This is a genomic window from Pseudomonas sp. URMO17WK12:I12, from assembly GCF_000514395.1.
Lineage (GTDB): Bacteria > Pseudomonadota > Gammaproteobacteria > Pseudomonadales > Pseudomonadaceae > Aquipseudomonas > Aquipseudomonas mucoides.
The window spans coordinates 240635-264231 of the sequence record NZ_AZVV01000004.1; the positions used below are offsets into that span (position 1 = coordinate 240635).

Annotated in this window: 18 protein-coding genes; 2 read left to right on the plus strand and 16 right to left on the minus strand. The window is 60.2% G+C overall.

Annotated features, from left to right (window positions below; genetic code table 11):
* Window positions 1–70 precede the first annotated feature (70 nt).
* Window positions 71–1873 (minus strand): lipid A export permease/ATP-binding protein MsbA, encoded by a 1803-nt coding sequence (gene msbA / locus D882_RS0103940; protein ID WP_027922025.1) that lies wholly within the window; start codon window positions 1871–1873, stop codon window positions 71–73.
* 156 nt (window positions 1874–2029) lie between these two features.
* Between msbA and D882_RS0103945 the strand changes: the two genes are divergently transcribed.
* Window positions 2030–3892: a bifunctional O-antigen ligase/aminoglycoside phosphotransferase family protein gene (locus D882_RS0103945; RefSeq protein ID WP_027922026.1), complete on the plus strand. Its 1863-nt coding sequence runs from the start codon at window positions 2030–2032 to the stop codon at window positions 3890–3892.
* A complete protein-coding gene (locus D882_RS0103950; RefSeq protein ID WP_027922027.1) occupies window positions 3892–5109 on the plus strand; it encodes an acyltransferase in 1218 nt (405 codons plus the stop codon). Before D882_RS0103945 ends, D882_RS0103950 begins: the two co-directional genes overlap by 1 nt.
* A 61-nt stretch (window positions 5110–5170) precedes the next feature.
* Here the strand turns inward: D882_RS0103950 and D882_RS0103955 are convergent, their stop codons facing one another.
* From D882_RS0103955 to glnE, 15 genes are all read right to left on the minus strand, one after another.
* A complete protein-coding gene (locus D882_RS0103955) occupies window positions 5171–6055 on the minus strand; it encodes a glycosyltransferase (RefSeq protein ID WP_027922028.1) in 885 nt (294 codons plus the stop codon).
* On the minus strand, window positions 6052–7206 hold the full coding sequence (locus D882_RS0103960; protein ID WP_027922029.1) for a glycosyltransferase family 4 protein: 1155 nt from the start codon (window positions 7204–7206) through the stop codon (window positions 6052–6054). The genes D882_RS0103955 and D882_RS0103960 overlap by 4 nt, the downstream gene beginning before the upstream one ends.
* Complete coding sequence (locus D882_RS0103965; RefSeq protein WP_027922030.1) at window positions 7203–8645, minus strand: PIG-L deacetylase family protein; 1443 nt, start codon at window positions 8643–8645, stop codon at window positions 7203–7205. Before D882_RS0103965 ends, D882_RS0103960 begins: the two co-directional genes overlap by 4 nt.
* 8 nt (window positions 8646–8653) lie before the next feature.
* On the minus strand, window positions 8654–9550 hold the full coding sequence (locus tag D882_RS0103970; protein WP_027922031.1) for an antimicrobial resistance protein Mig-14: 897 nt from the start codon (window positions 9548–9550) through the stop codon (window positions 8654–8656).
* The gene (locus D882_RS0103975; protein WP_027922032.1) at window positions 9550–10680 is read right to left on the minus strand and encodes a glycosyltransferase; all 1131 of its coding nucleotides are present in this window, start codon (window positions 10678–10680) and stop codon (window positions 9550–9552) included. Before D882_RS0103975 ends, D882_RS0103970 begins: the two co-directional genes overlap by 1 nt.
* Window positions 10664–12421 carry a carbamoyltransferase gene (locus tag D882_RS0103980; RefSeq protein ID WP_027922033.1) on the minus strand — a complete coding sequence of 586 codons (1758 nt, stop codon included), beginning with the start codon at window positions 12419–12421 and terminating at the stop codon, window positions 10664–10666. The genes D882_RS0103975 and D882_RS0103980 overlap by 17 nt, the downstream gene beginning before the upstream one ends.
* 164 nt (window positions 12422–12585) lie before the next feature.
* The gene (locus tag D882_RS0103985; RefSeq protein WP_032833434.1) at window positions 12586–12921 is read right to left on the minus strand and encodes a YceK/YidQ family lipoprotein; all 336 of its coding nucleotides are present in this window, start codon (window positions 12919–12921) and stop codon (window positions 12586–12588) included.
* Between the two features lie 235 nt (window positions 12922–13156).
* The gene (locus tag D882_RS0103990; protein ID WP_027922035.1) at window positions 13157–14608 is read right to left on the minus strand and encodes a lipopolysaccharide kinase InaA family protein; all 1452 of its coding nucleotides are present in this window, start codon (window positions 14606–14608) and stop codon (window positions 13157–13159) included.
* Window positions 14608–15360 carry a lipopolysaccharide kinase InaA family protein gene (locus tag D882_RS0103995; protein ID WP_027922036.1) on the minus strand — a complete coding sequence of 251 codons (753 nt, stop codon included), beginning with the start codon at window positions 15358–15360 and terminating at the stop codon, window positions 14608–14610. Before D882_RS0103995 ends, D882_RS0103990 begins: the two co-directional genes overlap by 1 nt.
* Entirely contained in the window at window positions 15357–16091 is a 735-nt protein-coding gene (locus tag D882_RS0104000; protein WP_027922037.1) for a lipopolysaccharide kinase InaA family protein, read from the minus strand. Before D882_RS0104000 ends, D882_RS0103995 begins: the two co-directional genes overlap by 4 nt.
* Entirely contained in the window at window positions 16091–16897 is an 807-nt protein-coding gene (rfaP, locus tag D882_RS0104005) for a lipopolysaccharide core heptose(I) kinase RfaP (protein WP_027922038.1), read from the minus strand. Before rfaP ends, D882_RS0104000 begins: the two co-directional genes overlap by 1 nt.
* Entirely contained in the window at window positions 16897–18018 is a 1122-nt protein-coding gene (locus tag D882_RS0104010; protein ID WP_027922039.1) for a glycosyltransferase family 4 protein, read from the minus strand. Before D882_RS0104010 ends, rfaP begins: the two co-directional genes overlap by 1 nt.
* Window positions 18018–19079 carry a lipopolysaccharide heptosyltransferase I gene (gene waaC / locus D882_RS0104015; protein ID WP_027922040.1) on the minus strand — a complete coding sequence of 354 codons (1062 nt, stop codon included), beginning with the start codon at window positions 19077–19079 and terminating at the stop codon, window positions 18018–18020. The genes D882_RS0104010 and waaC overlap by 1 nt, the downstream gene beginning before the upstream one ends.
* 1 nt (window position 19080) lies before the next feature.
* Window positions 19081–20115, minus strand: a complete 1035-nt coding sequence (gene waaF / locus D882_RS0104020) for a lipopolysaccharide heptosyltransferase II (RefSeq protein ID WP_027922041.1) — start codon at window positions 20113–20115, stop codon at window positions 19081–19083.
* A 327-nt stretch (window positions 20116–20442) separates the two neighbouring features.
* On the minus strand, window positions 20443–23382 hold the full coding sequence (gene glnE, locus D882_RS0104025; protein WP_027922042.1) for a bifunctional [glutamate--ammonia ligase]-adenylyl-L-tyrosine phosphorylase/[glutamate--ammonia-ligase] adenylyltransferase: 2940 nt from the start codon (window positions 23380–23382) through the stop codon (window positions 20443–20445).
* Window positions 23383–23597 lie beyond the last annotated feature (215 nt).

Here is a 23597-nt window from a genome sequence, read left to right on the forward strand (position 1 = left end):
AGGTTTGGTCAAGAAGGGTAAAGGTCTGGATACAAATCGCCGGGCGCATTGCGCGCCCGGCGAGCGAAGATCAGGCGATGTCTTCAGCCGGGGCATCGAGGCCCATGGCGTTCAGGCGGGCGTAGTATCCGTTGTGCGCCAGCAGCTCGGCATGGGTACCGCGCTCGACGATCCGGCCCTGATCCATAACCAGAATCAGGTCAGCCTTTTCGATGGTCGACAGTCGGTGAGCGATCACCAGCGTGGTCCGGCCTTTCATCACTTGATCGAGTGCCGCCTGAATGTGGCGCTCAGATTCAGTGTCGAGCGCCGAGGTGGCCTCGTCGAGAATCAGCAACGGCGCGTTCTTCAACAGGGCTCGCGCAATCGCCAGACGCTGACGCTGACCGCCGGACAGCAGCACGCCGTTCTCGCCGACCTGGGTGTCCAGGCCTTCGGGTAATTGCGCGATGAAATCCATGGCGTAAGCGTCTCGCGCCGCTTTCTCGATGTCTTCACGCGGCGCGCCGGCGAGATCGCCATAGGCAATGTTGTTGGCCACGGTGTCGCTGAACAACGTCACATGCTGGGTCACCTGGGCGATGTGCTTGCGCAGGTTCAGCAGCTTGTACTGCTCCACTTCAACACCGTCGATCAGGATCTCGCCCTTGTCGTGGTGATAGAAGCGCGGAATCAGGTTGGCCAAGGTCGACTTGCCACTGCCTGAGCGTCCGACCAGTGCCACCATTTGCCCCGGTTCGACCGAGAACGTGATGTCATTGAGCACCTGGCGATCGGTGTCCGGGTAGGTGAAGCTCAGGTTACGTACGTCCAGACGACCGGTGACAGCATCGCGTTCGACGGTGCCGGTATCGACTTCAGGCGCAACGTCCAGTTGTTCGAAAATGCTCTCGGCACCGGCCACGCCTTTCTGGATGGTCGAGCTGACTTCGGACAGCTGGCGGATCGGCTTGGGCAACAGGCCGGCCAGGGTGATATAGGCAACCATGTCACCAGCCGAAGCATCGCCACGCAGGTACAGCACCAGGAACATCAGCACCGCCATGGCGGTGTAAATCACCAATTGCAGCAGCGGCGTGTAGATGGCACCGGTGCGGGTCATGCGCAGTTGCTTGTCGGTATTGCCCTGGCTGGCGTCGAAAAAGCGTTTTTCTTCGTAGACTTCGCCACCGAAGCTGCGCACCACGCGATAGCCCTGAATGGTTTCCGACGCCACGTGCGTCACGTCACCCATGGCCAACTGGATTTTCTTGCTTTGCTTGCGGAATTTCTTGCTCGCGGTGCGCACCATGACGGCGATCAACGGCAGGATGGCGACCATGACCAGCGTCAGGCGCCAGTTCATGAACAGCAGCGAGGCAAACAGGAAGATCACCGTCATGCCCTCACGGATTACGACCTTGATCGCATCTGTGGCCGCCCCGGTGACCATCGTCACGTTGAAGGTGATACGCGAAATCAGATGACCCGAGTTATGCTTGTCGAAATACCGGTTGGGCAGAACCAACAGGTTATTGAACAGCTGTACTCGCAGATCATGGACTAGACCCAGAGAAACTTTGGCTAGAAAGTAGTTGCCCAGATAAGATCCCAGCCCTTGCCACGCGGCGATCAGGATGATCAGCAGCGGCACCGCCTGCAGCAGTTGCAGGTCGCGCAGGTAAGGCACCGTCGGGAAGAGCGCGGCCTCAGGATTGGACAGGCCATCGACAAAGTACTTGAGGATATAGCCGAGCATTGGCTGGGTCGAAGCGAAAATCAGAAAGCCGACGATGCTGATCAGAAACAGACTGATGTACGGCCGGACATAGCCAAGCAGGCGGAAGTAGATTTTCAAGCTCGATGGGCTTGCGGAGAGACTGGAGTCGGTCATATCACGCGTTTGTCGATAAAAAGGACGCTGACTTTAGCACAGCTTCTTCAGGGTTCTGGCAATCGCATAAAGGCTGTTATTGTTAGACGTCGAATCAAGCATCAAATAGCCATCACCCCGAAATGGCCGATCAACTTCAGGATTGAATCTCTCAGCATGCAACTCAGCGGTTTCAATAGTGCGTCAAATCGAGTTTTCGATTTCATTTGCCTCTGGATTCTTCCACTCGGCTATCTCTTGCTCCTGTGTGCCCTGTTCTTCCTGCCGGGCCGAAGTTTGCACCACAAGCTTTTTTATGGCTTGTTCAGCATTCCAGCGCTGATCGCCCTGTGCCTGCGTCCCCGGGAACTCAAGGAAATGATTCGTGAACCGGTGTTCGTCGCCGTGTTGGTGTTCGCGGCCTGGGCGCTATTGAGTTTGTGCTGGGGACCGGACAAGGGGGGCTTCGTCGGCCAGTTCAAACCACCGCTGCATACCTTGTTGTTGTTTGTCGGTTGCTATTTTCTGGTGCGCTATCGCAGCGAAATCATCCAGCCTTTGCTATTCACCGCGGCAATAGTCGGACTGATCGGTACCACCCACGATCTGTTCCTGTTCGCCCGCGTGTACCAGCCCGGCCTGCGATTGATCGGTGGTGGCGCGTTCGACAATCCGCTGCTGAGCTCTCACATGTACGGTTTTTACGCAGCCTACTGGATGAGCATGAGCATGATCTGCAAGCGCCGCCGGATGCTCTGGCTGAGCTTCCCGGCGCTGGCAATCATGTTCGCCGCCGTGATCGCCACGGGCTCCAGGACACCGCTGGTTGCACTGACGATGGCAGCACTCTGGCTGGGCTTCATTTGCTGGAACCGTCGCTCCGTCGTATTGCTAGGTGCGTTGGTTGCCGGCGGCGCTACGGTTTATGGGCTGTTTGCGCGAATGATCATTCTACGAGGCGACTCTTACCGCCTCGAAATCTGGCAACTGGCCTTGCAGAAAATTGCCGACCACCCCTGGATCGGTCATGGTTATAACGCCAATCTGGCCATCGACCCTGGCATTGGCGTCAACTATCAGGAGCCTCACAGTTTTGTCCTCGGCGTGCTCTATTACGTCGGCATTCTGGGTTTGCTGCCTTGGTTGTTTGCCCAGCTATGGGGACTGTTCAGCAGTTGGCGCAATCGTCTGCAACCGCTGTTTATCATGGCCTCGACCTGGCTGATATTCGGTATCGGCGCAGGCCTGACCGAGGGCGGCGGCATCATCTCCCGACCCAAGGAGCATTGGTTCCTGCTGTGGATCCCGCTGGCTTTGATCGTCGCGCTCAGCATCAACCAGCGCGCCAGACGCTTGCTGACGATGCCCGTCAAGACACTGGCGCCGATCGCCCAGCAACAACTGACTGCCAATGCGCAGGTGATCGAAGAAGATGGCCTGGGCCCTAAAGTCCTGCGCCTGCTCGATGGCAGCTTCCTCAAGCTGTTTCGTGGCCGCCGCTGGTACACCTCGGGCAGTTTCAACCCCTACTCCGAACGCTTTGCCGTCAACAGCGAGCAATTGCGCAACCTGGGGATCCCTACCCCGCCTATTCTTGCCCTTTATCGCCTCGCAGACGGCAGCAGTGCCGTGCACTATTCGCCGCTGCCCGGCAATACGCTGCGCCAGGTCCTGCAAGGCATTACCGCGCCGGCGGTGCGTCAAGCGCTGGTGGAGCGTTTCGGCAAGTTCATGGCCCAACTGCATGAACAAGGCGTTTATTTCCGCTCACTGCACTTGGGCAATGTGCTGGTGCTCGAGGATGGAGAGTTTGGTTTGATCGATGTGGCCGACCTGCGCATTTACCCTTCTTCCTTGAGCCTGGCGCTGCGTCAGCGCAATCTGCGCCATATGCAGCGCTACACGGTGGACCGGCGCTGGTTGTTCGAAGAACACTTCGAGGCGCTGCTTCAGGGCTACGCCATGACGGCACCCAAGTCCGCTGTCGAGAATCTGCACCGGCAAGTGCTGGCCGGGAGCACCCCGGCCCGGGCTCATTGATGACTGAAACCAACCCACTCATTGCGCTGGCAGCTTATCTGCTAGCCATTGCGACTTCGGCCCTGTTGTTGCGCGCAGTGCCGAAAATCGCCCGACACATCGAACATTCCGGTGAAAGCCGCTATGCCAGCATTGATGGGCTGCGCGGTTATCTGGCGTTCGGCGTGTTCGTGCACCACTCGATCATTACCTTGATCTTCCTGCGCACGGGCGTGATTGATTTTCCGCCCAGCAATCTCTACTCACAGCTCGGACAGGGCAGTGTCGCGCTGTTTTTCATGATCACCGGCTTCCTGTTCTGGAACCGATTGCTCACCCAGGGACGCCAGCACGACTGGCTGGCCTTCGCCATATCGCGGTTTTTTCGCCTCTACCCGCTGTACTTGCCGCTGATGCTGATCGTGTTTATCACGGTGTTCTACCTGCAGAACTGGGAGCTCAAGGACTCCGGCATGCGCTTTTTCGGCCAGATCCTGGCCTGGCTGACCTTCGACCGCCCGGACGTCAACCAATACCACCAAACCGGCATGCTGATCTCCAATGTCACCTGGACCCTGGGCTACGAGGTGTTTTTCTATATGGCACTGCCCCTTGCCGGCATGGTGTTTATCTACCGGGGCAGTTGGTTGCAAGTGGTGTTGTGCCTGATCGGCATTGTCGCCCTGTACAAAGTGATTGGCCTGGAGCACTCGCTGAAGAAACACTTTATGGCGAGTTTTCTCGGCGGTATCGGCGCTGCGTACTGGATTCGCAGGCCGCAACTGGTGGCCTGGAGTCAGACGCGAATGGCGGGGATTATCGCGCTGCTGGCATTGGCGATTGCCTTCACGGCATTCAACCGTGCCTTCAGCGTGAGGCCAATACTGCTCATGTCATTGTTTTTCGTGATTGTGGCGTCCGGCAACACCCTGTTCGGCGCGCTGAAACCACGCAGCATTCGCTGGCTCGGTGAAATCAGCTACAGCACCTATTTGCTGCACGGCTTCGTACTGTGGGTGTTGATCCAGCGCCTGCCGATGGCGCTTGATCTGGACGCTCGCGATATCTGGACCTTCCTGCCGCTGCTGGCTGTCTGCAGTTGCCTGTTGATCATCATCAGCAGCCTGACGTTCCTGTACATCGAGAAGCCGGGCATCACGGCCGGCAGGAAAGTGTTGCAGTGGCTGCGTCAACGCAAAAAAGCCGACAAGGCTCTGGCAGAGAAAGTCGCTCGCTGAAGCAACGCACATCCTTGTTGCAGCTGGCGAAGCCAGCTGCAACGTGTGCATCAATGCGGGGTCAGTCTTTTTCCAGCGGTGAAAAGTACAGCCGCCCCAGACCACGCCAGGTTTTCTTGTTCCAGGCCTTCAACGGGATCTGCGCCAGCAGTTCGCGGGCCAGCTTGCGATCGCGGTTGGCGGTCTTGAGAAACATCGAGCTGAGAAACTTGTAGCGAACCTCGTCGTACAGCGGATGATCGCTGAACAGCGCATAGGAACGCAGGATGTTATCGATCATGAAGCGGTGATTTTTATAGGAGTTGGTGGGGTGCTTGCGATAGCGCGCCATCAACACATTCAGGCCGTCGATAAAGTACCCGGCGTGGGTCACCTTCAGTTCGATCAGCAGGTCTTCCAGGCGAATGTTCGGATCGAACCCGCCGACCTTGTCCAGCGCTTCTCGACGGATCATCAGGGTCGGGGCCGGTGGATAAGGTTTACGCTCCAGGAACATGTCATCGAAGTCCAGACGGCGAAACGGCACATCACGGCGCTGACGCTTCTCCGGGTACAGATTGCCGTCGGCGTCGATCAGCTCGATGTTGCCGGCGCAGATACCCACCTCGGGCTTGCCATCCATGTACTCAACCTGAATAGCGATGCGTTCCGGCAGCATGATGTCGTCGGAGCCGAATGGCGCGATCAAACTGCCGTTTGAGCGCGCGATGGCAGCGTTGAGCGTGTTCGTCAGGCCCTGATTCTGTTGAACCCGAAAATCGAATCCATATTGCGCCTGCAGCGCACTGATGCGTTCGACGCTGTCGTCTTTGGAGCCGTCGTCAACCACCAGCAGTTCGATGTTTTTGTAGGTCTGATTGAGGACGCTGAGAATGCTTTGCTCAATATAGGGACCGTGGTTGTACGACGCGATGATGACCGTGACGAGAGGTTGCGTGGTACTCATGGCTGCTCCTTGCGGGCTTGATCCAAACCGGAGTCGATCAGGTTCAGGTACTCCTGGCGGAACACCTCGATGTCATGTTGTTCCTGCAGATAACGGTAGGCCTGCTCGCCCTTGGCCTTGAGCTCGTCATCCGACAACCCGAGGTAGGTATCCAGCGCCGCGACCAGGCTCGGCACATCCTTGGGCGTAATCGCCAGCCCGCCTGCCCCTTCAATCAGCGGCAGCATGGCCGGCACGTTGGAGGCGATCACCGGCAGATGCCCGCTCATGCCTTCGAGCAGCGCCAACCCAAGGCCTTCCGCCAGGGATGGCATGGTCCAGATGTCGAAAGCGCGGATGTACTGCAAGGCGATTTCCTTGAAACCCAGCAGGTGCGCGCGCCCGGACAGGCCCAGGCGTTCGATCTCGGCCTTCAGGCGCGACTCTTCACGACCGGCACCGATGATCGCCAATTGAGTGTTCGGGTATTTGTCCTTGAGCGCGGCAAACGCCTGCAACAGATAGGTGTGGCCCTTTACCGGCACCAGACGCCCCAATGCGCCAATCAGGCGCACCGACGGATCGATGCCCAGCATTTCGCGGGCGCGCTCGCGGCTGTGCTGCAAACCTTCGGCCTGCTCGATGTCGATGGCATTGGTGATCGCGTAGGTGTTCTGGTCGGTGAAACCGCAATCGCAGTCCAGCAGGTACTGCTTGACCGCTGGGGACACACCGACAAAACGCCAGTGACGATCGATCAGGCGCTGGGTCTGGCGGCGCCGGTAAAACCGGTCGTACTCGCCGAAACCGTGGGAAATGCCGATGCACAGCGGTACTTTCAACCAGCGGTTAAGCGTCAGCATCATGTTCACGGGTTTGAAGCGGTTACAGATCACCACGTCGAACTTTTCCGCACGGCAAAACTTGTACAGCGTCCACATCGCCCGCAGGCGCATGCCCTTGAGGGATTTGTCGGAAAACTCGAAATACACCGAACGGTCGGCCCGGCTTATCGCCTCACCCGGCCCGGGTTTGCCGCGCAGGAACGCCGCCGTTACTTCGTAGCGCTCGTTCGGCAAGGCCTTGACGATCTGCTCCGCGAGGTCGGCAAAATCATGGGCTTTGACGTTGTAGTCAGGCTGCAATTGCAGAACCTTTAGCCGCTGGCTCATAACTCTCCCCGCTGCGAAGCGTTTATTGGTGTGTGCTTGAGTATCCACAAGAGCTCGTGACGTCGAACCGCCTTGCGAAAGAATTCGTTCTCGCCGTAGGCCGGCGGTTTGCGCCTGGCCAACAGCCGCTGGATCAATCGGCGCAGACGACGCTTGAACGGCATCGGCGGTTGCAGGTCATGCATCATGCCCAACGCCATGGCTTTATCGCGCTGAAGCTCCAGCGACAATGGCAGGCAGCAAGGCTGCATCGGCATGGCCGGGTCAAAGGCTGGCGGCAACGCGACACCATGACCGGCGTCGCCCATTGGCCAGCGGTCGTTGTCGTGCAGATGGTTGGCATAACCAAGCAATGTGGTCGGCTGCCATTCCAGGCCTTTCAAGGCTTCGAGGACCGCTTGTTGCGCACAGATATGATCGGGGTGCGGATCGAGGGTCGGGTGCGGTAGCACGATCACTTCGGGACGTGCTCGCAGTAATAATTCACGCAGGTCGGCCAGCAAGTTATTCCAGGTCGGCGCTCCGTCGGTATCGCCCGGCAGGGCAAACGGGTTCAACTGGCGAAACAGCCGCGTGTCGCTCAGGTCCGCTTCCCGCGACGCGATCGGTTGCGTCGGCGTGGCCTGCATCGCCGCCAGTTGCAGACAGAAATAACCCAGCTGCACGCAATGCGCTTGCGGCACGCCAGCCCAGCGCGGCACCGCGATGCTGTCCCAAGCCCGCAAACGTCCCTTGAGGCGCGCGGCCTCGACCTTGTTCAGACCGATCTGTTGATAATGCTCGGCTTCGATTTCACCGGCGGTCAGGGTGACGATCCAGGCTTCATCGGCCTGGCTGTACAAACCGTAGGCGGCCAGTTCGGCATCGTCGGCGTGTGGCGCAATCACCATCACCCGTTGACGACGGAAGTCGGGTTGCTCCAACGCCCACAGCACCGGCTCGCCGAGCAGGCGGCAGAAGCGCCCACGCAGACGCAACTCGCCGCGCGACAGTACTTGCGCCTGACCACTGAGGTTCAGGTAGCGCAGGCCGTTAACGCCACGCTCGAAGGTTTGGCAGTCCGGGTTATCGCCACCCGACAACGCCACCACTGGATCGAAAAAGCGTCCCAGCCAGCTGCTTTTTACTCGCAGCGCCAACACCAGTGTGGCGTCGTCGACGAGCATTACGCCGTCATCCAGCCGCAAACGCTCACCGTCCAGGTGCACCTTGGGTTGCGGGGTGTAGGCCGGGAAGCTGTAGTGGTAATCGTCTTGGGGGGAGTAAAACAGGTGGTCGGCGAACCAGGCCTCATGGGCAATCCAGCCCAGCACGGCAAGCACCAACGGCAGCCACCAGGCCACCAGCACGCCAAGGGCAATCAACAGCACCAGCGCAATCAACAGGCTGATGCGTTTGTTGCGCCGATGGCGCTTGAGCAGTTGCTGTTTGCGGCTCATGGGTTCACTCACACGGTAAAAACCGGCACAGGATTGCACCAGCGGTCCTTGTATTCCCGGTCGGCGCGGCCGAAGGAAAACCGCAAAGGCTTGTCGAGGGCGCGAGCGTGTTCCCAGGCACTTTGCGTGTTGAGGAAACTCAGTACACTGCCAGGGCTGAACTCGCGGGTTTCGGGATCGACGCCACCGTTGATGTACTCGACGCTGATCCATTCCGGCGCTTCGACGCGGTACACCAGTTGAATCGCTATCGGTGCATCGTTGAGGAAAATCACCGAGCCGATCAGCAAGTCGCGCAGCAGCTCGACCACCTCGCCCATGCGCTCTGCACCCGTGGCCGGGAAGCCCCAGCGGCGCTGGAAAAGGTCGCAATAAATCGCGGCCAGCTCGGCACTGGAAAATTCGGAGACAGGACGCACAACGCCACCGGCTTCTTCCAGCAGGCGCAATTCACGGCGCTGGTTGTAGCGGAATTTTTTCGACAGTTCTTCGGGCGTGCGCGCCATGGCCAGTTGTTCGGCCTGTAGCTTGATATCGCTGAAACGGCCTTCGTTGAGGGCCGACAGATAACGCCCGCGATGGCGCAGCGGTGCGTGTGCATCTGCGGCCGCCGGCAGGATCACCTCGGCATTGCCGAGGTCGAACAAGCCTTTTTTGCCACAGCGCTTGAGCACGTCTTTGGACAGCGCCAGGTCGCGCCCCCAGGTCGGGATGGCGGCTTTCACTTCACCGTTTTGCTCCCAGGCCAGGTAGCGCACCGGGATGTCGGCCAACTGCGCCAGGCGTTCAACCACCATGGGATGCGTCGCGACGCTACCGCCAAAACGTTGCCACGCCTGTGCATAAGTCGGGGCGTCGATCACCGTCCAGCCACGTTCGCGCCAGCCTTGAAATCGGTTGAGCATCAGCCCCTCGGTGCCAGTTCTGTGACGTGTGGCATATGCCAGAAAGCCTCGCGCACGGCGCGGTCGGAGAATCGCTCACGCAAGCGGTCGAGCATCAACTCGGCACACTGGTGACGCTGCTGCTCGTCCATCGCGGCCAGATGGTGCAGCCCTTGAGCCAGGCGCTCGGCATCGCCCAACGGGAACAGGATGCCGACCCCTTCAACGACTTCCCTCGCGCCACCGCACGCGGTCGCGATCAACGGCACGCCCGCGGCCATGGCTTCGAGCAGCACCATGCCGAACGGTTCGTGATCGGAGCTCAGGGCGAACACATCGAAGGCACGGAAGTAGCGACGAGCATCCGGTACTTGACCGAGAAACAGCACCCGATCGCCTATACCCAGTTCCCGGGCCAGTTCCTTGAGGTCCTGTTCCAGTCGACCTTTACCGAGAATCACCAGTTGGCTGTTGGCCGGCAACTGCGGTAATGCCAAGGCAAAACCATGCAGCAGCGTGTTCTGGTCCTTGTCCGGATGCAGTCGTCCGACGTTACCGACAATCCAGGCATCCGCCGCCAGGCCCAGGGTTTCCCGAGCCTCGCGAACCGACACCTGGCTGGTCTGTAACGCCGGGACATCGATCCGGTTATAGAGCGTCTGAATTCGCCCGGCCGGCCATTTCGGCAGGCAGCTGCGCATGTCGTCACGCACCGAGTCGGAGATTCCGAGCAGGCTGAGGCGCTTGCGGAAGATATGAGCGAACAGCTTGCGAGTGCCGCGCTTGTAATCGCCATACCCGTGATGCACACCGATGACCGGCAGCGAAGTCCCAAGCAGCGCGATGTAGATCGGCTTGAAGCGGTGGGCAATGCAGAAACTGAAATTGCGCGAAGCGGCGATCTTGCGCAGATCGCCGATGGCGCCCAGCTTCAGGCCACGAATGGCCTTGGAGCTGTATTCCATGAACAGCACTTCATCGGAAGCGCAGCCCGCAGCGACTTCACTGTCGGCGGCCCCGGTCAGAAAGACCGTGGTCACTCGATAGCCGGTCCCCGCGAACAGGCTGGCGTACTGCCGAGCGCAGTCCAGAAACGGGCCGTCATAGCCGTGACAGAACTGCAACACATGGCGTTCAGCCGAGCGAGTCATATGCGTCAGCGCCCTCTTTAACCACCAGGATGTCTTCCATGATCAGATACTGTAGGTCAGAGCCGAAGAACATGTTCAGGGCATCGGTCGGCGAGCAGATCATCGGCTCGCCACGACGGTTGAGCGAGGTGTTCAGCGACACGCCGTTGCCGGTCAGCACTTCCAGCGCTTTCATCATGTCGTAGTAGCGCGGGTTGTACTCGCGCTTGAGCACCTGGGCCCGGGACGTACCGTCTTCGTGGACGACTTCCGGCACGCGGGTCTTCCACTCTTCAGCCACTTCAAAGGTGAAGGTCATGAAAGGCGCCGGGTGATCGATCTTGATCATCTGCGGGGCCACGGTGTCGAGCATCGACGGGCAGAAAGGCCTCCAGCGCTCGCGGAACTTGATCTGGTGGTTGATACGGTCAGCCACGCCAACGGCGCTCGGGCAACCGATGATCGAACGACCGCCCAAGGCACGCGGACCGAACTCCATGCGCCCCTGGAACCAGGCCACCGGGTTGCCGTCGACCATGATTTTGGCGATGTTTTCCGGCATGTTGGCGAGCTTGCGCCAGACCGGTTTGCTCGGGTGACGGGCACAGGCAGCGAGCACGTCTTCGTTGGTGTACGACGGGCCGAGGTAGACGTGTTCCATCTTCTCGACCGGCACGCCACGAGCGTTAGACACATAAGCCGCCGCACCGACCGCCGTACCGGCATCACCGGATGCAGGCTGTACGAACAGCTCTTTGACGTCATCGCGAGCGATGATTTTCTGGTTGAGCTTGACGTTCAACGCACAGCCACCGGCGTAGGCCAGCTTGCCGGTTTCCTTGAGCACGTCGCCCAGGTAGTAGTCGATCATCTGCAGCGCGATTTTTTCGAACAGCGCTTGAATGCTCGCGGCATAGTGGATGTACGGCTCGTCGGCGATGTCGCCTTCGCGCTTCGGTCCCAGCCACTCGATCAGCTTCGGCGAGAAGTAGTAGCCTTTGCCCTTCTCTTTGTAGCGACGCAGGCCGATGACGTTGGCGTAGTCGGTGTTGATCACCAGCTCGCCGTTTTCGAACGAAGCCAGGCGCGAGAAATCGTATTTGCTGGCGTCGCCGTACGGCGCCATGCCCATGACCTTGAACTCGCCGTCGAGCATATCGAAACCGAGGAACTCGGTGATCGCGCCATACAGGCCACCGAGGGAGTCCGGATCGAAGAATTCCTTGATCTTGTGGATCTTGCCGTTCTCGCCGTAACCGAAGAAGGTCGTGGCGTACTCACCCTTGCCGTCGATCCCCAGGATCGCGGTTTTCTCCTTGAAACCGGAGCAGTGGTAAGCACTGGAGGCGTGGGCCAGATGGTGCTCGACCGGCTCGATCTTGATTTTCTTCGGATCGAAGCCCAGTTGCTCGAGGCACCAGACAATCTTGTTGCGATAACGCTTGTAGCGACGGTTGCCCATCAGGATCGCGTCAAGCGCGCGGTCCGGGGCGTACCAGTAACGCTTGGCGTACTGCCAGCGAGCCTTGCCGAAAATACTGATCGGTGCGAATGGAATCGCCACCACATCAACGTCGGATGGCTTGATGCCCGCCTGTTCCAGGCAGAACTTCGCCGACTCGTAGGGCATGCGGTTCTTTGCATGTTTATCGCGCACAAAGCGCTCTTCTTCAGCCGCCGCGACCAGCTTGCCGTCGATGTACAAGGCTGCGGAAGGATCATGGCTAAGGGCGCCGGACAGGCCAAGAATCGTCAATGCCACAGGGGTCTAGCCTCTTTAGTCTGCATGCAGGCGACAAGCGCCTCAAAAATTAATGTGCCCTCGCAAGCGGCGAGAGACAGCTAAAGGGCGGGATTATAGCGTAAACATGGCGGGAATGACCCAGCGCTTATTGTCCTACAAGGGAGGAAAGCATGACGCCCCGCTTATCCTCGGCCCGGGCGCCAGTAAATGCTGAGATTGCCATCTGTAGCCTGGCGGTAGATCGTATACGGCAAGGACACGGTATCGAAGACACCCGACAGGCCCAGGTCCAGCAGCACGAACGGCACGAGGAAGCCGGTGGGATCCGGCGGGGCATTCAACACACAAAAGTCATAGGCCAGGCCGCTATAAATGCGGGGAATGGATTGACAGTAGGTTTTTTGTTTCCTGAGACTGCGGGCTGCGTCCTCATCAGCTTGCAACACCGTCATCGTGGTCCCGCAGCCGGTCAGTGCGAGCGAGAAAGCAGCCAACATAACAGCCATTTTTATGGTCAAGATTTGCCCTCCGTGAACGTCAGGCAAATTAGCATCGCGGCTATTCAGGGCACAGTTCATGGGGTCTGTAGATCACGTAGGACAATTCATCAGAACTCGTCCTCTAGATCTCAGGCGGCGGGTCTGGCCGTCGTCGGAACGCCGCCCGGAGCAGGCTCACTCCTACACTGGATCTGCGTCGTGCACAAAACCACTGTGGGAGCGAGCCTGCTCCCGATAGGACCGAAGGTCCGATTCAGGCGGCGCCGGAGATATCCTTGGGAAGACGCTGATCAATGACCTGATACAGCGCGCTGCTCTCAGGCCAATTGCGCATGAACCGTGCCCGATCCCGCGCATAGGCCGGGGCAAAGCTGCCCACCGAGCCATGCTGACACATCGAATCCAGGTCAATCAGCGCCCAGCGATCTTCCTGCCAGAACAGGTTGTGGCCCTTGAAGTCACCATGGCTGATGCGCGCGCCGATCAGTTCGGCGAACAAATGATCCAGCGCCAGCAACTCCGCCTCCGGCGCATGGCCGTTTTCAACGTAGGGCGCAAAACGCTCGATGATGTCCGGACCCGGCAAATACTCAGTCACCAGATAGGCCCGACTGCGCAACCAGAGAAACCGCGTCTCCAGCAGCGCCAACGGCTTGGGCGTGGCAATGCCGAGGAATGCCAGGCGATTGCCTTCACGCCACGAATGCCACGCACGGCTCGGACGCCAGAAGCGTTTGAGCCAATGGGCAAAGCCTTTGATGTTGTAGCGCTTGATCACCAGCGTCCGACCATCAATATCGACTTTTCCTACACTCGCCGCGCCGCCGGTCTTGTACAAATGGCCTTGATCGAGCAGGGCATCGGCCTGCCCCAGCACCGGCAGCATCGCGGCCTCTTCCTCGCGACGAATCGCCCGCAGCCCGAACGCCCCGCGCTGGACGCTGAACAGCGTGCAATCGCGGCCGACCTTGATCAGAAAGTCTTTCAAACGCCAGGCGCGAACCTTATCGATCTGCTTCTGCAAGGCTTCCATCGGCAAGGCGTGCTCGCCGTTGCTCAACAGGTAATACACCAGCAGTTCTTCGATGAACGGCTCCAGCGTCTTGGGCAACTGCGCAAAAAATACGCCGAGGTTTTCCAGGACTTTGTTGCGCGACAGCGGTTGGCCCGGCGTTTCAGCACAGACACCGCCGCCATCGATCAAATACAAGCGGCCGCGCTGACGCAGCAGGTTGTCCAAGTGCAGGTCTTCTTGCCAGAGTCCCTTGCGATGCATTTGGCCGATTGCGCCCAATGCCTCGGCAATCACGGCCCCTTGCATGTCCGCCAACACGGGCAAGTGTTCGACTTTTTTCCAGGTCTCCCCCAGGCTCTCGGCGCCTTCGAGGAAATCGAACAGCAGCCAGCCACCCTCGCCTTCCTTTAGCCCATCCGCCAGCAGTTGCGGTGTGGTCAGGCCTTGATCGGCCAGCAAACGCACGCCGGCCAGTTCACGCTGAAAATGCCGCGCCGCTTTGCTGCCGACCAATAATTTGGCCAGCACCGGACGGCCACGCCAGACACCGGCACCCACATAACGCTGCCCCGGCAAGACCCGCAGCAAGCTCAACAATTGCAAATCGGCGGGGCCTGCGGCGTCGGCCAGAGGAATGCTCATGGGCAGGCTCGGGGTGCGGCCGGCGTTCTTCAGTTCGGACAAGCGCATCAGCGGGTCTCCTTACGACTGCGCCGCGCAGTCAGACGTGACACCCAACTGTCCACCAACGCACTGTCCCGAGGCTGATCGACATAGACCGCCAGCAATTCGCGCAACTGCGCGTCGGTCCACTCCGGCGCGCGACGCAGCAACGGTTCCAGATCCTTGACCCGGTCACGTTGACCGAACAACAGCGGCCGGGTCTTTTCCAGGTCGATCAACTGAGCCAGATAGCCGTCGCCGCTCGCCTGAAGAAAAATATGTTTGGGGTAGAAACAACCATGAACCTGACGCACGCCGTGCAGGCGCCGCGCCAGTTCGCCACAGGCTTTGAGGATGGCCGAATGTTGCGCCTCGCTCAGGTCCGACCAACGCTGCAACAGCGAATCCAGGTCATCCCAGCCGTCCAGCGCGCGAGTCAGCAGCACCGCGCGGACTTCACCGTTGATTTTACGCTCACCAAAAAACACCGCCTTCAGCGCCGGAATACCGAGTTTTTCATAGCGGCTGATGTTGCGAAATTCGCGGGCGAAGCTCGGCTCGCCGAAAGGCGCGTGGAAGGTACGCGTCAGGTAGTTGCTCTGGCGCTTGAGGTAAAAACCACGCCCCTCCAGATCCAGCCGAAACACACTGCTCCAGCCACCACCCGCGGTATTGGGCTCGTCCACGGCCTCGAGCTGTTTGGCCCAAAGCGCATCGAACGTGCCGAGGCCATGGCGCTCAAGCAGCGCACGGTCTTCAGCGGCCAGGAAATCAGTCATTCGCGTCCCTCGAAAAATCTCACCACGTGCCGGATGCGTTTCTTGTCGGCGGCATTCAGCCGGTCACGCTGGCGGTATTGCAGATAAAAGCGCAGGCGCTGGGTCGCCGACAGGTGGTATTTGGCCACCTTGTCGAGGCAGGCCAGGTCTTTGGTGATGCGGTACTTAAGCCAGAAGCCGTGCCAGAAATCGCCATTGGGGCAATCGATCAGGAACAGGCGGGCTTGATCATCGACCAGCAGGTTGCGCCACTTCAAATCGTTATGGGTAAAGCGATTGTCGTGCATGGTCCGGGTGTAACCGGCCAGCTGCCGACTGATCGCATCGACCCAGGCGCGGTCCGCCAACTTGGGATCACGCCGATCAGCGAGGGCCGACAAGTCTTCGGTGTTGGGCAACTCGCGGGTGATCATCGCCCCGCGGTCGTATGCCGCGCCGCGTCGCTCCAGGCCCCAGGCCACCACTTCGGCGGTAGGAATGCCCCACTTGGCGAAGCGCTTGAGGTTCTGCCATTCGGCTTTCACCCGGGGTTTGCCCAGGTAACGGCGCAGGCCTTTGCCGGCGCCGACGTAGCGTTTGACGTAGTAATTAATACCGTTGCGATTGACGCGAATGACCTCGGACAACAGGTCGCGAGTCAGCCGCTCACCTTGCAGCGCGAACACCGCTTCAAGGCTGCCAAAATCTTCTGCCAGATCGCTGTAAGCGGGCTCCAGTTTCCAACCCGCCATCAGAGCGCATCCCCATATCGCTGTTTACGGTCATAGAGTTTATTGGCCTTGCCCTCAAGCCAGGCGAGCAATGACGCTTCCTCGGCCAGAATCTGGCGCAGCGGCTGTTGGAAGTAGCCCTTGAGGAAACGCAATTTGTCACGCCGGGTCAGGCCAATGTCCAGGGCCGAAAAGTACAGTGCCGCCAGATCCTTGTTGCGCCAGCGCTGGGTGATCGCCGGGCGGGTCTGGGCACGGTGCAGGTCGATCACCGAGAGTTTGAAATCGTCAGCCGTCACCGGTTTATCGGTGTGCAGCAGGAAGTGGCAGATGTAGCAGTCGCGATGGTTGACCCCGGCGCGGTGCATCATGCCGGTCATGCGCGCGACTTCGGCGATCAGCGCACGCTTGAGCGCAGGCGCAGGCGGATGCTTGATCCAGTCGATGCTGAAGTCTTCGAGGCTGACGGTCGGCGCCAGTTCTTCGGTAACGATGAACGAGTGTTGATCTGCCGGGTTGCTGCCCTTCTCGCCGTAAGCCACGGCGGTCATGGTCGGCACGCCGACTTCTTGCAGGCGCTGAATGGCTTTCCATTCCTGACCCGCGCCGAGGACCGGCAGCTTGGCCGTCAGCAGGTTCTTGAAGATCTCGCCCCAGCCAATACCACGGTGGATCTTCACGAAAAAACCGTTGCCGTTCACTTCAGTGCGCAACGTCCGGCGCGCTTCCAGCTCACGGTAAACCTCGCCCTCGAGGCCTTCGACTTCGGTGAACGCATCGCGTCCGGCCCAAAGGCTCTTGAACGGTTCAGCCAGCATCAACTTCATTAAGCGTGCTCCGCCAGAATCACATCGGCCGCGTGTTGCGGCATGCTGTAGAGGTCGGCCGTCTCGGCAAAGGCCAGACCGTTGCGGCTCCAGGCCGCCCGTGCTTGAGCGTCGTTCAACATGCCCCTCAGGTACTGCGTCAGTTGGGCCTGCTCGAAGGGTTCGTCCAGCACCAGCCCGGCGTCGGCCTCGGCGATGTAATGGGCGTAACCACACACTGCGCTCACCAATACCGGCAACCCGGCCACCAGGGCTTCGAGCAACACGGTCCCGGTGTTTTCGTTGTACGCCGGGTGGATCAACAGGTCGGCACCGAGCAGGAAACGCGGGATATCGCTGCGCCCCTTGAGGAACGTCACGTTGTCGCCCAGCCCCAAAGCAGCGCTCTGCATCTGGAATAATTTGGGGTCATCTTGGCCAATTACAAACAGCCGGGTGCGCTTCTTCAGATCGGCGGGCAATGCGGCCAGCGCCTTGAGGCTACGATCCACGCCCTTGGTCTTGAACCCCGAGCCGATTTGCACCAGCAGCAGTTCATCGTCTTTCAGGTTGAACTCGGCACGGAAACCGGCACGAATTTCGGCCGCATTGGGCGGCGCGCGACGGTCCTGGGAAATTCCCGGTGGCAGCAGGTGAAAACGCTCCAGCGGCGTGTCGTAATGCTTGATGAACAGCGGCTGCTGCACTTCGGAAATCATCAGCACTTCGGTCTTGGCGTCCCTGGCGAACACCGCGCGCTCATACTCGGCAAAGTGTCGGTAACGGCCCCAACGCCGGTACAACGAGTGCCGCAGGTTCTGCGCCTTGTCTTCGAAGCAGCCGTCGGCGGCGTAGTAAACGTCCAGGCCCGGCATCTTGTTGAAACCGATCAAGCGGTCCACGGGGCGTTTGGCCAGGTCCGCTTCCATCCACTCACTGAGTTTTTCGTTACGGCGATGATTGAACAGCGCCTTGACCGGTGCCACCAGCACTTCGAAACCCGGCGGAACGTCGCCCTCCCAGATCAGCGTGTAGACACGGATCTGATGGCCACGCTGCTGACATTCAAGGGCGATGCGCATGAAGTCACGCTGCAGCCCTCCGAACGGAAAATACTTGTACAAGACGAATGCCAATTGCATCAGCGCAGCTCCTCAGCCAGTAACAACGTGCTCAGTCGGGTCGCGACACGCTCGGGATTCAGACGCGTGAAGCACAGCGGCCACTCGCGTTTCAGGTTGAACTGACGGGCATCCTGTTCCGTCGGTTGATACGTGCATTTCTTTTGCAGGCACGGTGCGCAGGGGAAGTCGCTGGCGATGTGAATCTGCGCTTTACCGTAGGCGCCGGTCAGGCCCGGGTTGGTCGGGCCGAACAGCGACAGGGTCGGGACGTCGAGCGCGGCGGCCAGATGACCAAGGCCGGTGTCCACGGCAACACAGGCCTGCGCGCTGGCCAGCACTTTGCCGACACCGGCCAGGTTCAGTTTGGGCAGCACTTCGACATGGCGGAACCCGGCGGCGATGCGCTCGGCCCGGGCTTTCTCGATCGGGTTGCCCCACGGCAGTTTCACGCCGACGCCCAGATAACCAACGCGTTCGGCCAGCTCACGCCAGTAGGCTTCCGGCCAGTGTTTGGTGTCCCACGTGGTGCCATGCAGGAACAGCACATACGGATTCTTGCGTGGCAGTTCGACCAGGCGTTCGACGTTCAGGCCGTAATCGCCCAGGCCTTTGGGCAAGTCGTAGCCCAACGCCAGGGCGAACAATTGACGCACCCGCTCCACCGCGTGCTGTCCACGGCCCACCGCCAGGCGGCGGGAGTAGAAGCGTGCAGCCACCGGCTCGCGCGCCGAATCCTTGTCCAGCCCGGCGACCGGCGCCTTGACGTAGCGTGTCAGCCAGGCGCTCTTCAGCAGGCCTTGGGCGTCGATCACCAGATCATATTTTTCGGCACGAATGCTTTGTTTGAAGCGCTTCCACTCGCCACTCTTGATGGTTTGCCAGAGGTTCTTGCGCCAGCGACGGATCGCCACCGGGATCACCTTGCCCACGGCCGGGTGCCAGGTCGGAATCTCGGCGAAGCCTTCTTCCACCACCCAGTCGAACGTGATGCCGGGGATCGCCCGCGCCGCATCGGTCAGCGCCGGCAACGCGTGAATCACGTCGCCCAGCGAAGAAGTCTTGATCAGCAGAACCCGCAAACTATTTGACCTCGACCACAGTGCCCTGCAACCGCTGCAAGGCTTCGTTCACGGCTTGCGGCATCAGCTGGCGCAAGCAGTTGTAATGACCGAAACGGCACGTGCGATCGAAGCACGGACTGCATTCGATGCCCAGGCGTACCACTTCGACATGCTCGGCCAGCGGCGGGGTAAAGCCCGGCGATGTCGAGCCATAGACGGCCACCAGCGGGCGGTTCAACGCGGCGGCGACGTGCATCAGGCCGGAGTCGTTGGACACCACCGCGTCAGCGCAGGACATCAGGTCGATGGCTTCCGCCAGCGAGGTGCCACCGCTGAGGTTGACCGACTCTTCACGCAGGCCGGGAATCAGCCGCGCACGGATGTCTTCGCCCACCGCGTGATCGTTTTTCGAACCGAACAGCCAGACTTGCCAGCCTTCGCGAATCTTCGCTTCGGCGACCTTGGCGTAATGCTCGGATGGCCAGCGCTTGGCCTCGCCGAACTCGGCGCCGGGGCACAGGACCAGCACCGGACGGTCGAGGGTCAGGTCGAATTTGGTCAGCGTCGTATCGCGGGTGACCGGGTCGATCTGCAAGCTCGGGCGAGGATAAGGGGTCGGCAGTTCGGCGCCGGGCTCAAACGCCAGGGCCATGAAGCGCTCGATCATCAACGGATAACGTTCTTTATCCAGCGTGCGCACGTCATTGAGCAGGCCGTAGCGGAACTCGCCACGCCAGCCAGTGCGTTTGGGGATGCCGGCGAAGAACGGCACCAGCGCCGACTTCAGCGAATTGGGCAGCAAAATCGCCTGGTCGTACTGGCCGGCCAGGGATTTGCCGATGCGCCGACGGGTCGCCAGCTCCAAGGCACCGTGGCCGAGCGGAAAGCTCAAGGCCTGCCGGACTTCGGGCATGCGCTCCAGGATCGGCCGGCTCCACTCGGGGGCCAGGACGTCGATTTCGCATTGCGGGTGGCGTTGCTTGAGGCACTGAAACAGTGTCTGCGCCATCACCATGTCACCGACCCAACTGGGCCCAACGATCAGAATTTTCATGTGGCTTCCAAAAACGAACCGGGGAGGCCTACGCCTCCCCGCCTCGAGAATTCTACAAAACACTGCAGATCTACTGTGGGAGCAAGCCTGCACACGAGAGGGGCGTTACATCCAACATCAACGTCGCCTGAGACTCCGCAATCGCGGGCAAGCCCACTCCCACAGGGTTTTGCGCTCTGTCCTGCTTCTGCAATTCACCGCAGATCACTGTGGGACGGGCTTGCCCGCGATTGCGCAGTGACAGTCAGCATAAATGTTGTATGTGACGGCCCTCTCGCGAGCAAGCCCGCTCCCACATGGGGTATCCAGCGTTACAACTATCCTGTTTCAGCTTAACCCCAGCTCGCGCCAGATCCGCACTACCTGCCGGCGTTCATCGACAAACTGATCGCCTGGTATCACCCCGGCGTCCTTCTGCAAGGCCTGCCGGTGAGCGGCGGAGCGGTAGGCTTTATAGGCCTCGCGCAACAAGTTGGCGTCTTCGACGGGCATCAGCCCTTCGTGCTCCAGCTCTTCCAGAATGCGGATGTTGTCGGTCCAGCGCAGCAATGGCGGGTGTGTTTCGGACCACGCCAGGGCCGCGTATTGCACCATAAATTCAATATCGACGATACCTCCGGCGTCCTGCTTGAGATCGAACGGCGCCGTGGCCTCGAAGGCATTTGCCCCGGTGCCGGCCGCGGTGCTCTTGCTGCCAAGGTTGTCGCGCATCTTGGCGCGCATCTCGCTGACCTCCTGACGCAAGGTCGACAGGTCCCGCGCCTTGCCCAATATCGCCGCGCGCACTTTCTCGAACGCCTGGCCGACATCCTGACTGCCCACTAGTACCCGCGCTCGCACCAACGCCTGATGCTCCCAGGTCCAGGCTTCATTTTCCTGATAGCGGGCAAACGCCCCCAGCGAACTGACCAACAACCCCGATGCACCGGACGGTCGCAGGCGCATGTCCACTTCATACAGCTGGCCGGAGTTGGTCTGCGCCGTCAGCAAGTGAATGATCCGCTGCCCCAACCGAGTAAAAAATTGCGCGCCATCAATCGGTTTAGGCCCGTCGGTTTCTGCTTGCGGATCGCCGTCGTGGATAAACACCAGGTCAAGGTCCGAACCATGCCCCAATTCCAGTCCGCCGACTTTCCCATAACCGACAATGATGAAGCCGGGATCGCACAACGTGCCGTCGGTGCGCAGCGGCGTGCCGTACTTGGCCACAGTCTGGCGCCAGGCCAGGGCCAGCACTTGTTCCAGGATCGCTTCAGCGAGCCAGGTCAGGTAATCGCTGACTTTCATCAACGGCAGGCTGCCGGCAATTTCCGAGGCGGCGACGCGCAAGCGATGCGCCAGTTTGAAATGGCGCAGGGCTTCCATTTGCTGTTCGAGGTCGTCCTCGGGAATCCGCGTCAGGCGCTCGCGCAACTCGGCGGCCAGTTCCGGCGCCAGCGGCGGCTTGAATAGCCGGCCCTCGTTGAGCAATTCGTCGAGCAGCAGCGGGAAACGGGTGATCTGTTCAGCGATCCACGGGCTCGCAGCGCACAAGGTCAGCAAGCGGCGCAGCGCACCGGGGTTTTCGGTCAGCAACACCAGATACGCGGAGCGACGAGCCACGGCTTCCACCAGCGGCAGCACGCGCTCCAGCACCAGATCCGGATTGGCATGTTCAACGGCCTGAGCCAGCAAACGGGGAATAAAGGCATCAAGGCGTTCTCGGCCCAAGCGCTGCATCGCTCGCAATTGCGGGCTGCTGCGCAAACCGGCCAAGGCTTTCAGGGCTTTGGTGGCGTCCTTGAAGCCGCCCTCCTCCAACTGACGGCAGGCCGCCTCTTCGTCCTGAGCCTCTTCCCACAGCGGCAGCCATTCGCCGCCGACCACCACTTCGCTTTCAGTGCCCTCCTCTTCATCGGGATCGGCAATCACCTGAGCGAAGTGCCAGGCCACACGACCACGCCAATACATCAGTTGCTCGTGGAAAGCGTCCCAGTCGGCGAAGCCCAACATAAAGGCAATACGCGCCTGATCCTGCGCGCCGTCAGGCAGCATCTGGGTCTGGCGGTCGGCAATCGCCTGGATCGCGTGCTCGGTGTAACGCAGGAATTCGTAGCCTTCGCGCAACTCGCTGATCACCGCCGGTGGCAGATAACCCTGACCTTCCAGCGTGCTCAGTACTTTTAATAGAGGGCGTTGTTGCAGGCTCAGGTCGCGGCCGCCGTGGATCAGCTGAAACGCCTGGGCAATAAATTCGACTTCACGGATGCCGCCGGAACCGAGCTTGATGTTGTCGGCCATGCCCTTGCGCCGCACTTCCTGCTGGATCAGCTGCTTCATGGTGCGCAGCGCTTCGATGGCCGAGAAATCCAGGTAACGCCGGTAAACGAACGGGCGCAGCATCTCCTGCAATTGCGCGCCGGCCACTTGATCGCCGGCCACCACCCGCGATTTGATCATCGCGTAGCGTTCCCAGTCGCGGCCCTGATCCTGGTAATACTGCTCCAGCGCATTGAAGCTCAAGACCAATGCACCGGCCGAACCGTATGGCCGCAAGCGCATGTCGACGCGGAACACGAAGCCGTCGACGGTCATCGGGTCCAGCGCCTTGATCAGGCGTTGGCCGAGACGGATGAAGAATTCCTGGTTATCCAGCGAGCGTTTCACCCCGACGGTTTCGCCGCCCTCGGGGTAGGCGAAGATCAGGTCGATGTCCGACGACAGATTGAGCTCCACGGCGCCGAGCTTGCCCATGCCGAGGATGACCATCTGCTGCGGCTCGCCACTGCGGCGGCCAGTCGGCACGCCGAATTGCTGGCAATGACGCGAATATAACCACTGATAGGCTTGATCGATGCTCGCATCGGCCATGTCCGAGAGGTCGCGGCAGGTCTGGACCAGATCGGCCTGACGGGTCAGGTCGCGCCAGATGATTCGCACTTGATGACGGGTGCGCTGGCGACGCAGGACGCGGCCGAGCTCGTCTTCGGTTTGCGCTGCATTCACCGCCGCCGCAATCTGCGCGCACAGCTCGCCGGGCGCGAAGCTGCGGTCCAGTTCGCCGGACTGCACCAGGGCCAGCAACATCAAAGGGTCACGCACACTCTGTTCAATCACAAAGTCGCTGGCCGCCGCGACACGGGCGAATTGCGCCCAGCGTTCCGGCGTCCAGGTCGACAGGCCATGGTCATCTTCAAGTGCCGCAACGGCGGCACGGAACGACTGCTCGGCACGGGTGACAAACGGCTGGAGAATGGCGGGCAGTTCGGCAAGCGCGGGAAGGCTCATGGTCTATCCTTGATCGGCGTAGAACGGGTTGCATGTAGTGAATTTTCATATTGCACTACGTGGAGGACTGTCGAACAAAAGTTAGAAATAGCTGAAAATTCTTTATTTTTGGCAGTGAACATCAAGCTTTCACCTTTTGTGGTTGGTAAAAGACCAACCTTAACGATTATTCTCACAACGCAGCCGGAGGCCACAAGCCATTCATCTGTAGTTTT

Bases quoted from the DNA above. Each gene is read 5' to 3' on its own strand.
- rfaP (WP_027922038.1), bottom strand. From the start codon at position 16,897: ATGAAGTTGATGCTGGCTGAACCGTTCAAGAGCCTTTGGGCCGGACGC.
- D882_RS0103955 (WP_027922028.1), bottom strand. From the start codon at position 6,055: ATGAGTACCACGCAACCTCTCGTCACGGTCATCATCGCGTCGTACAAC.
- D882_RS0103990 (WP_027922035.1), bottom strand. From the start codon at position 14,608: ATGCGCTTGTCCGAACTGAAGAACGCCGGCCGCACCCCGAGCCTGCCC.
- waaF (WP_027922041.1), bottom strand. From the start codon at position 20,115: ATGAAAATTCTGATCGTTGGGCCCAGTTGGGTCGGTGACATGGTGATG.
- D882_RS0103945 (WP_027922026.1), top strand. From the start codon at position 2,030: ATGCAACTCAGCGGTTTCAATAGTGCGTCAAATCGAGTTTTCGATTTC.
- D882_RS0104010 (WP_027922039.1), bottom strand. From the start codon at position 18,018: ATGCAATTGGCATTCGTCTTGTACAAGTATTTTCCGTTCGGAGGGCTG.
- msbA (WP_027922025.1), bottom strand. From the start codon at position 1,873: ATGACCGACTCCAGTCTCTCCGCAAGCCCATCGAGCTTGAAAATCTAC.
- D882_RS0103950 (WP_027922027.1), top strand. From the start codon at position 3,892: ATGACTGAAACCAACCCACTCATTGCGCTGGCAGCTTATCTGCTAGCC.
- D882_RS0103975 (WP_027922032.1), bottom strand. From the start codon at position 10,680: ATGACTCGCTCGGCTGAACGCCATGTGTTGCAGTTCTGTCACGGCTAT.
- D882_RS0103995 (WP_027922036.1), bottom strand. From the start codon at position 15,360: ATGACTGATTTCCTGGCCGCTGAAGACCGTGCGCTGCTTGAGCGCCAT.
- glnE (WP_027922042.1), bottom strand. From the start codon at position 23,382: ATGAGCCTTCCCGCGCTTGCCGAACTGCCCGCCATTCTCCAGCCGTTT.
- D882_RS0104000 (WP_027922037.1), bottom strand. From the start codon at position 16,091: ATGGCGGGTTGGAAACTGGAGCCCGCTTACAGCGATCTGGCAGAAGAT.
- D882_RS0103970 (WP_027922031.1), bottom strand. From the start codon at position 9,550: ATGCTCAACCGATTTCAAGGCTGGCGCGAACGTGGCTGGACGGTGATC.
- D882_RS0103965 (WP_027922030.1), bottom strand. From the start codon at position 8,645: ATGAGCCGCAAACAGCAACTGCTCAAGCGCCATCGGCGCAACAAACGC.
- D882_RS0103960 (WP_027922029.1), bottom strand. From the start codon at position 7,206: ATGAGCCAGCGGCTAAAGGTTCTGCAATTGCAGCCTGACTACAACGTC.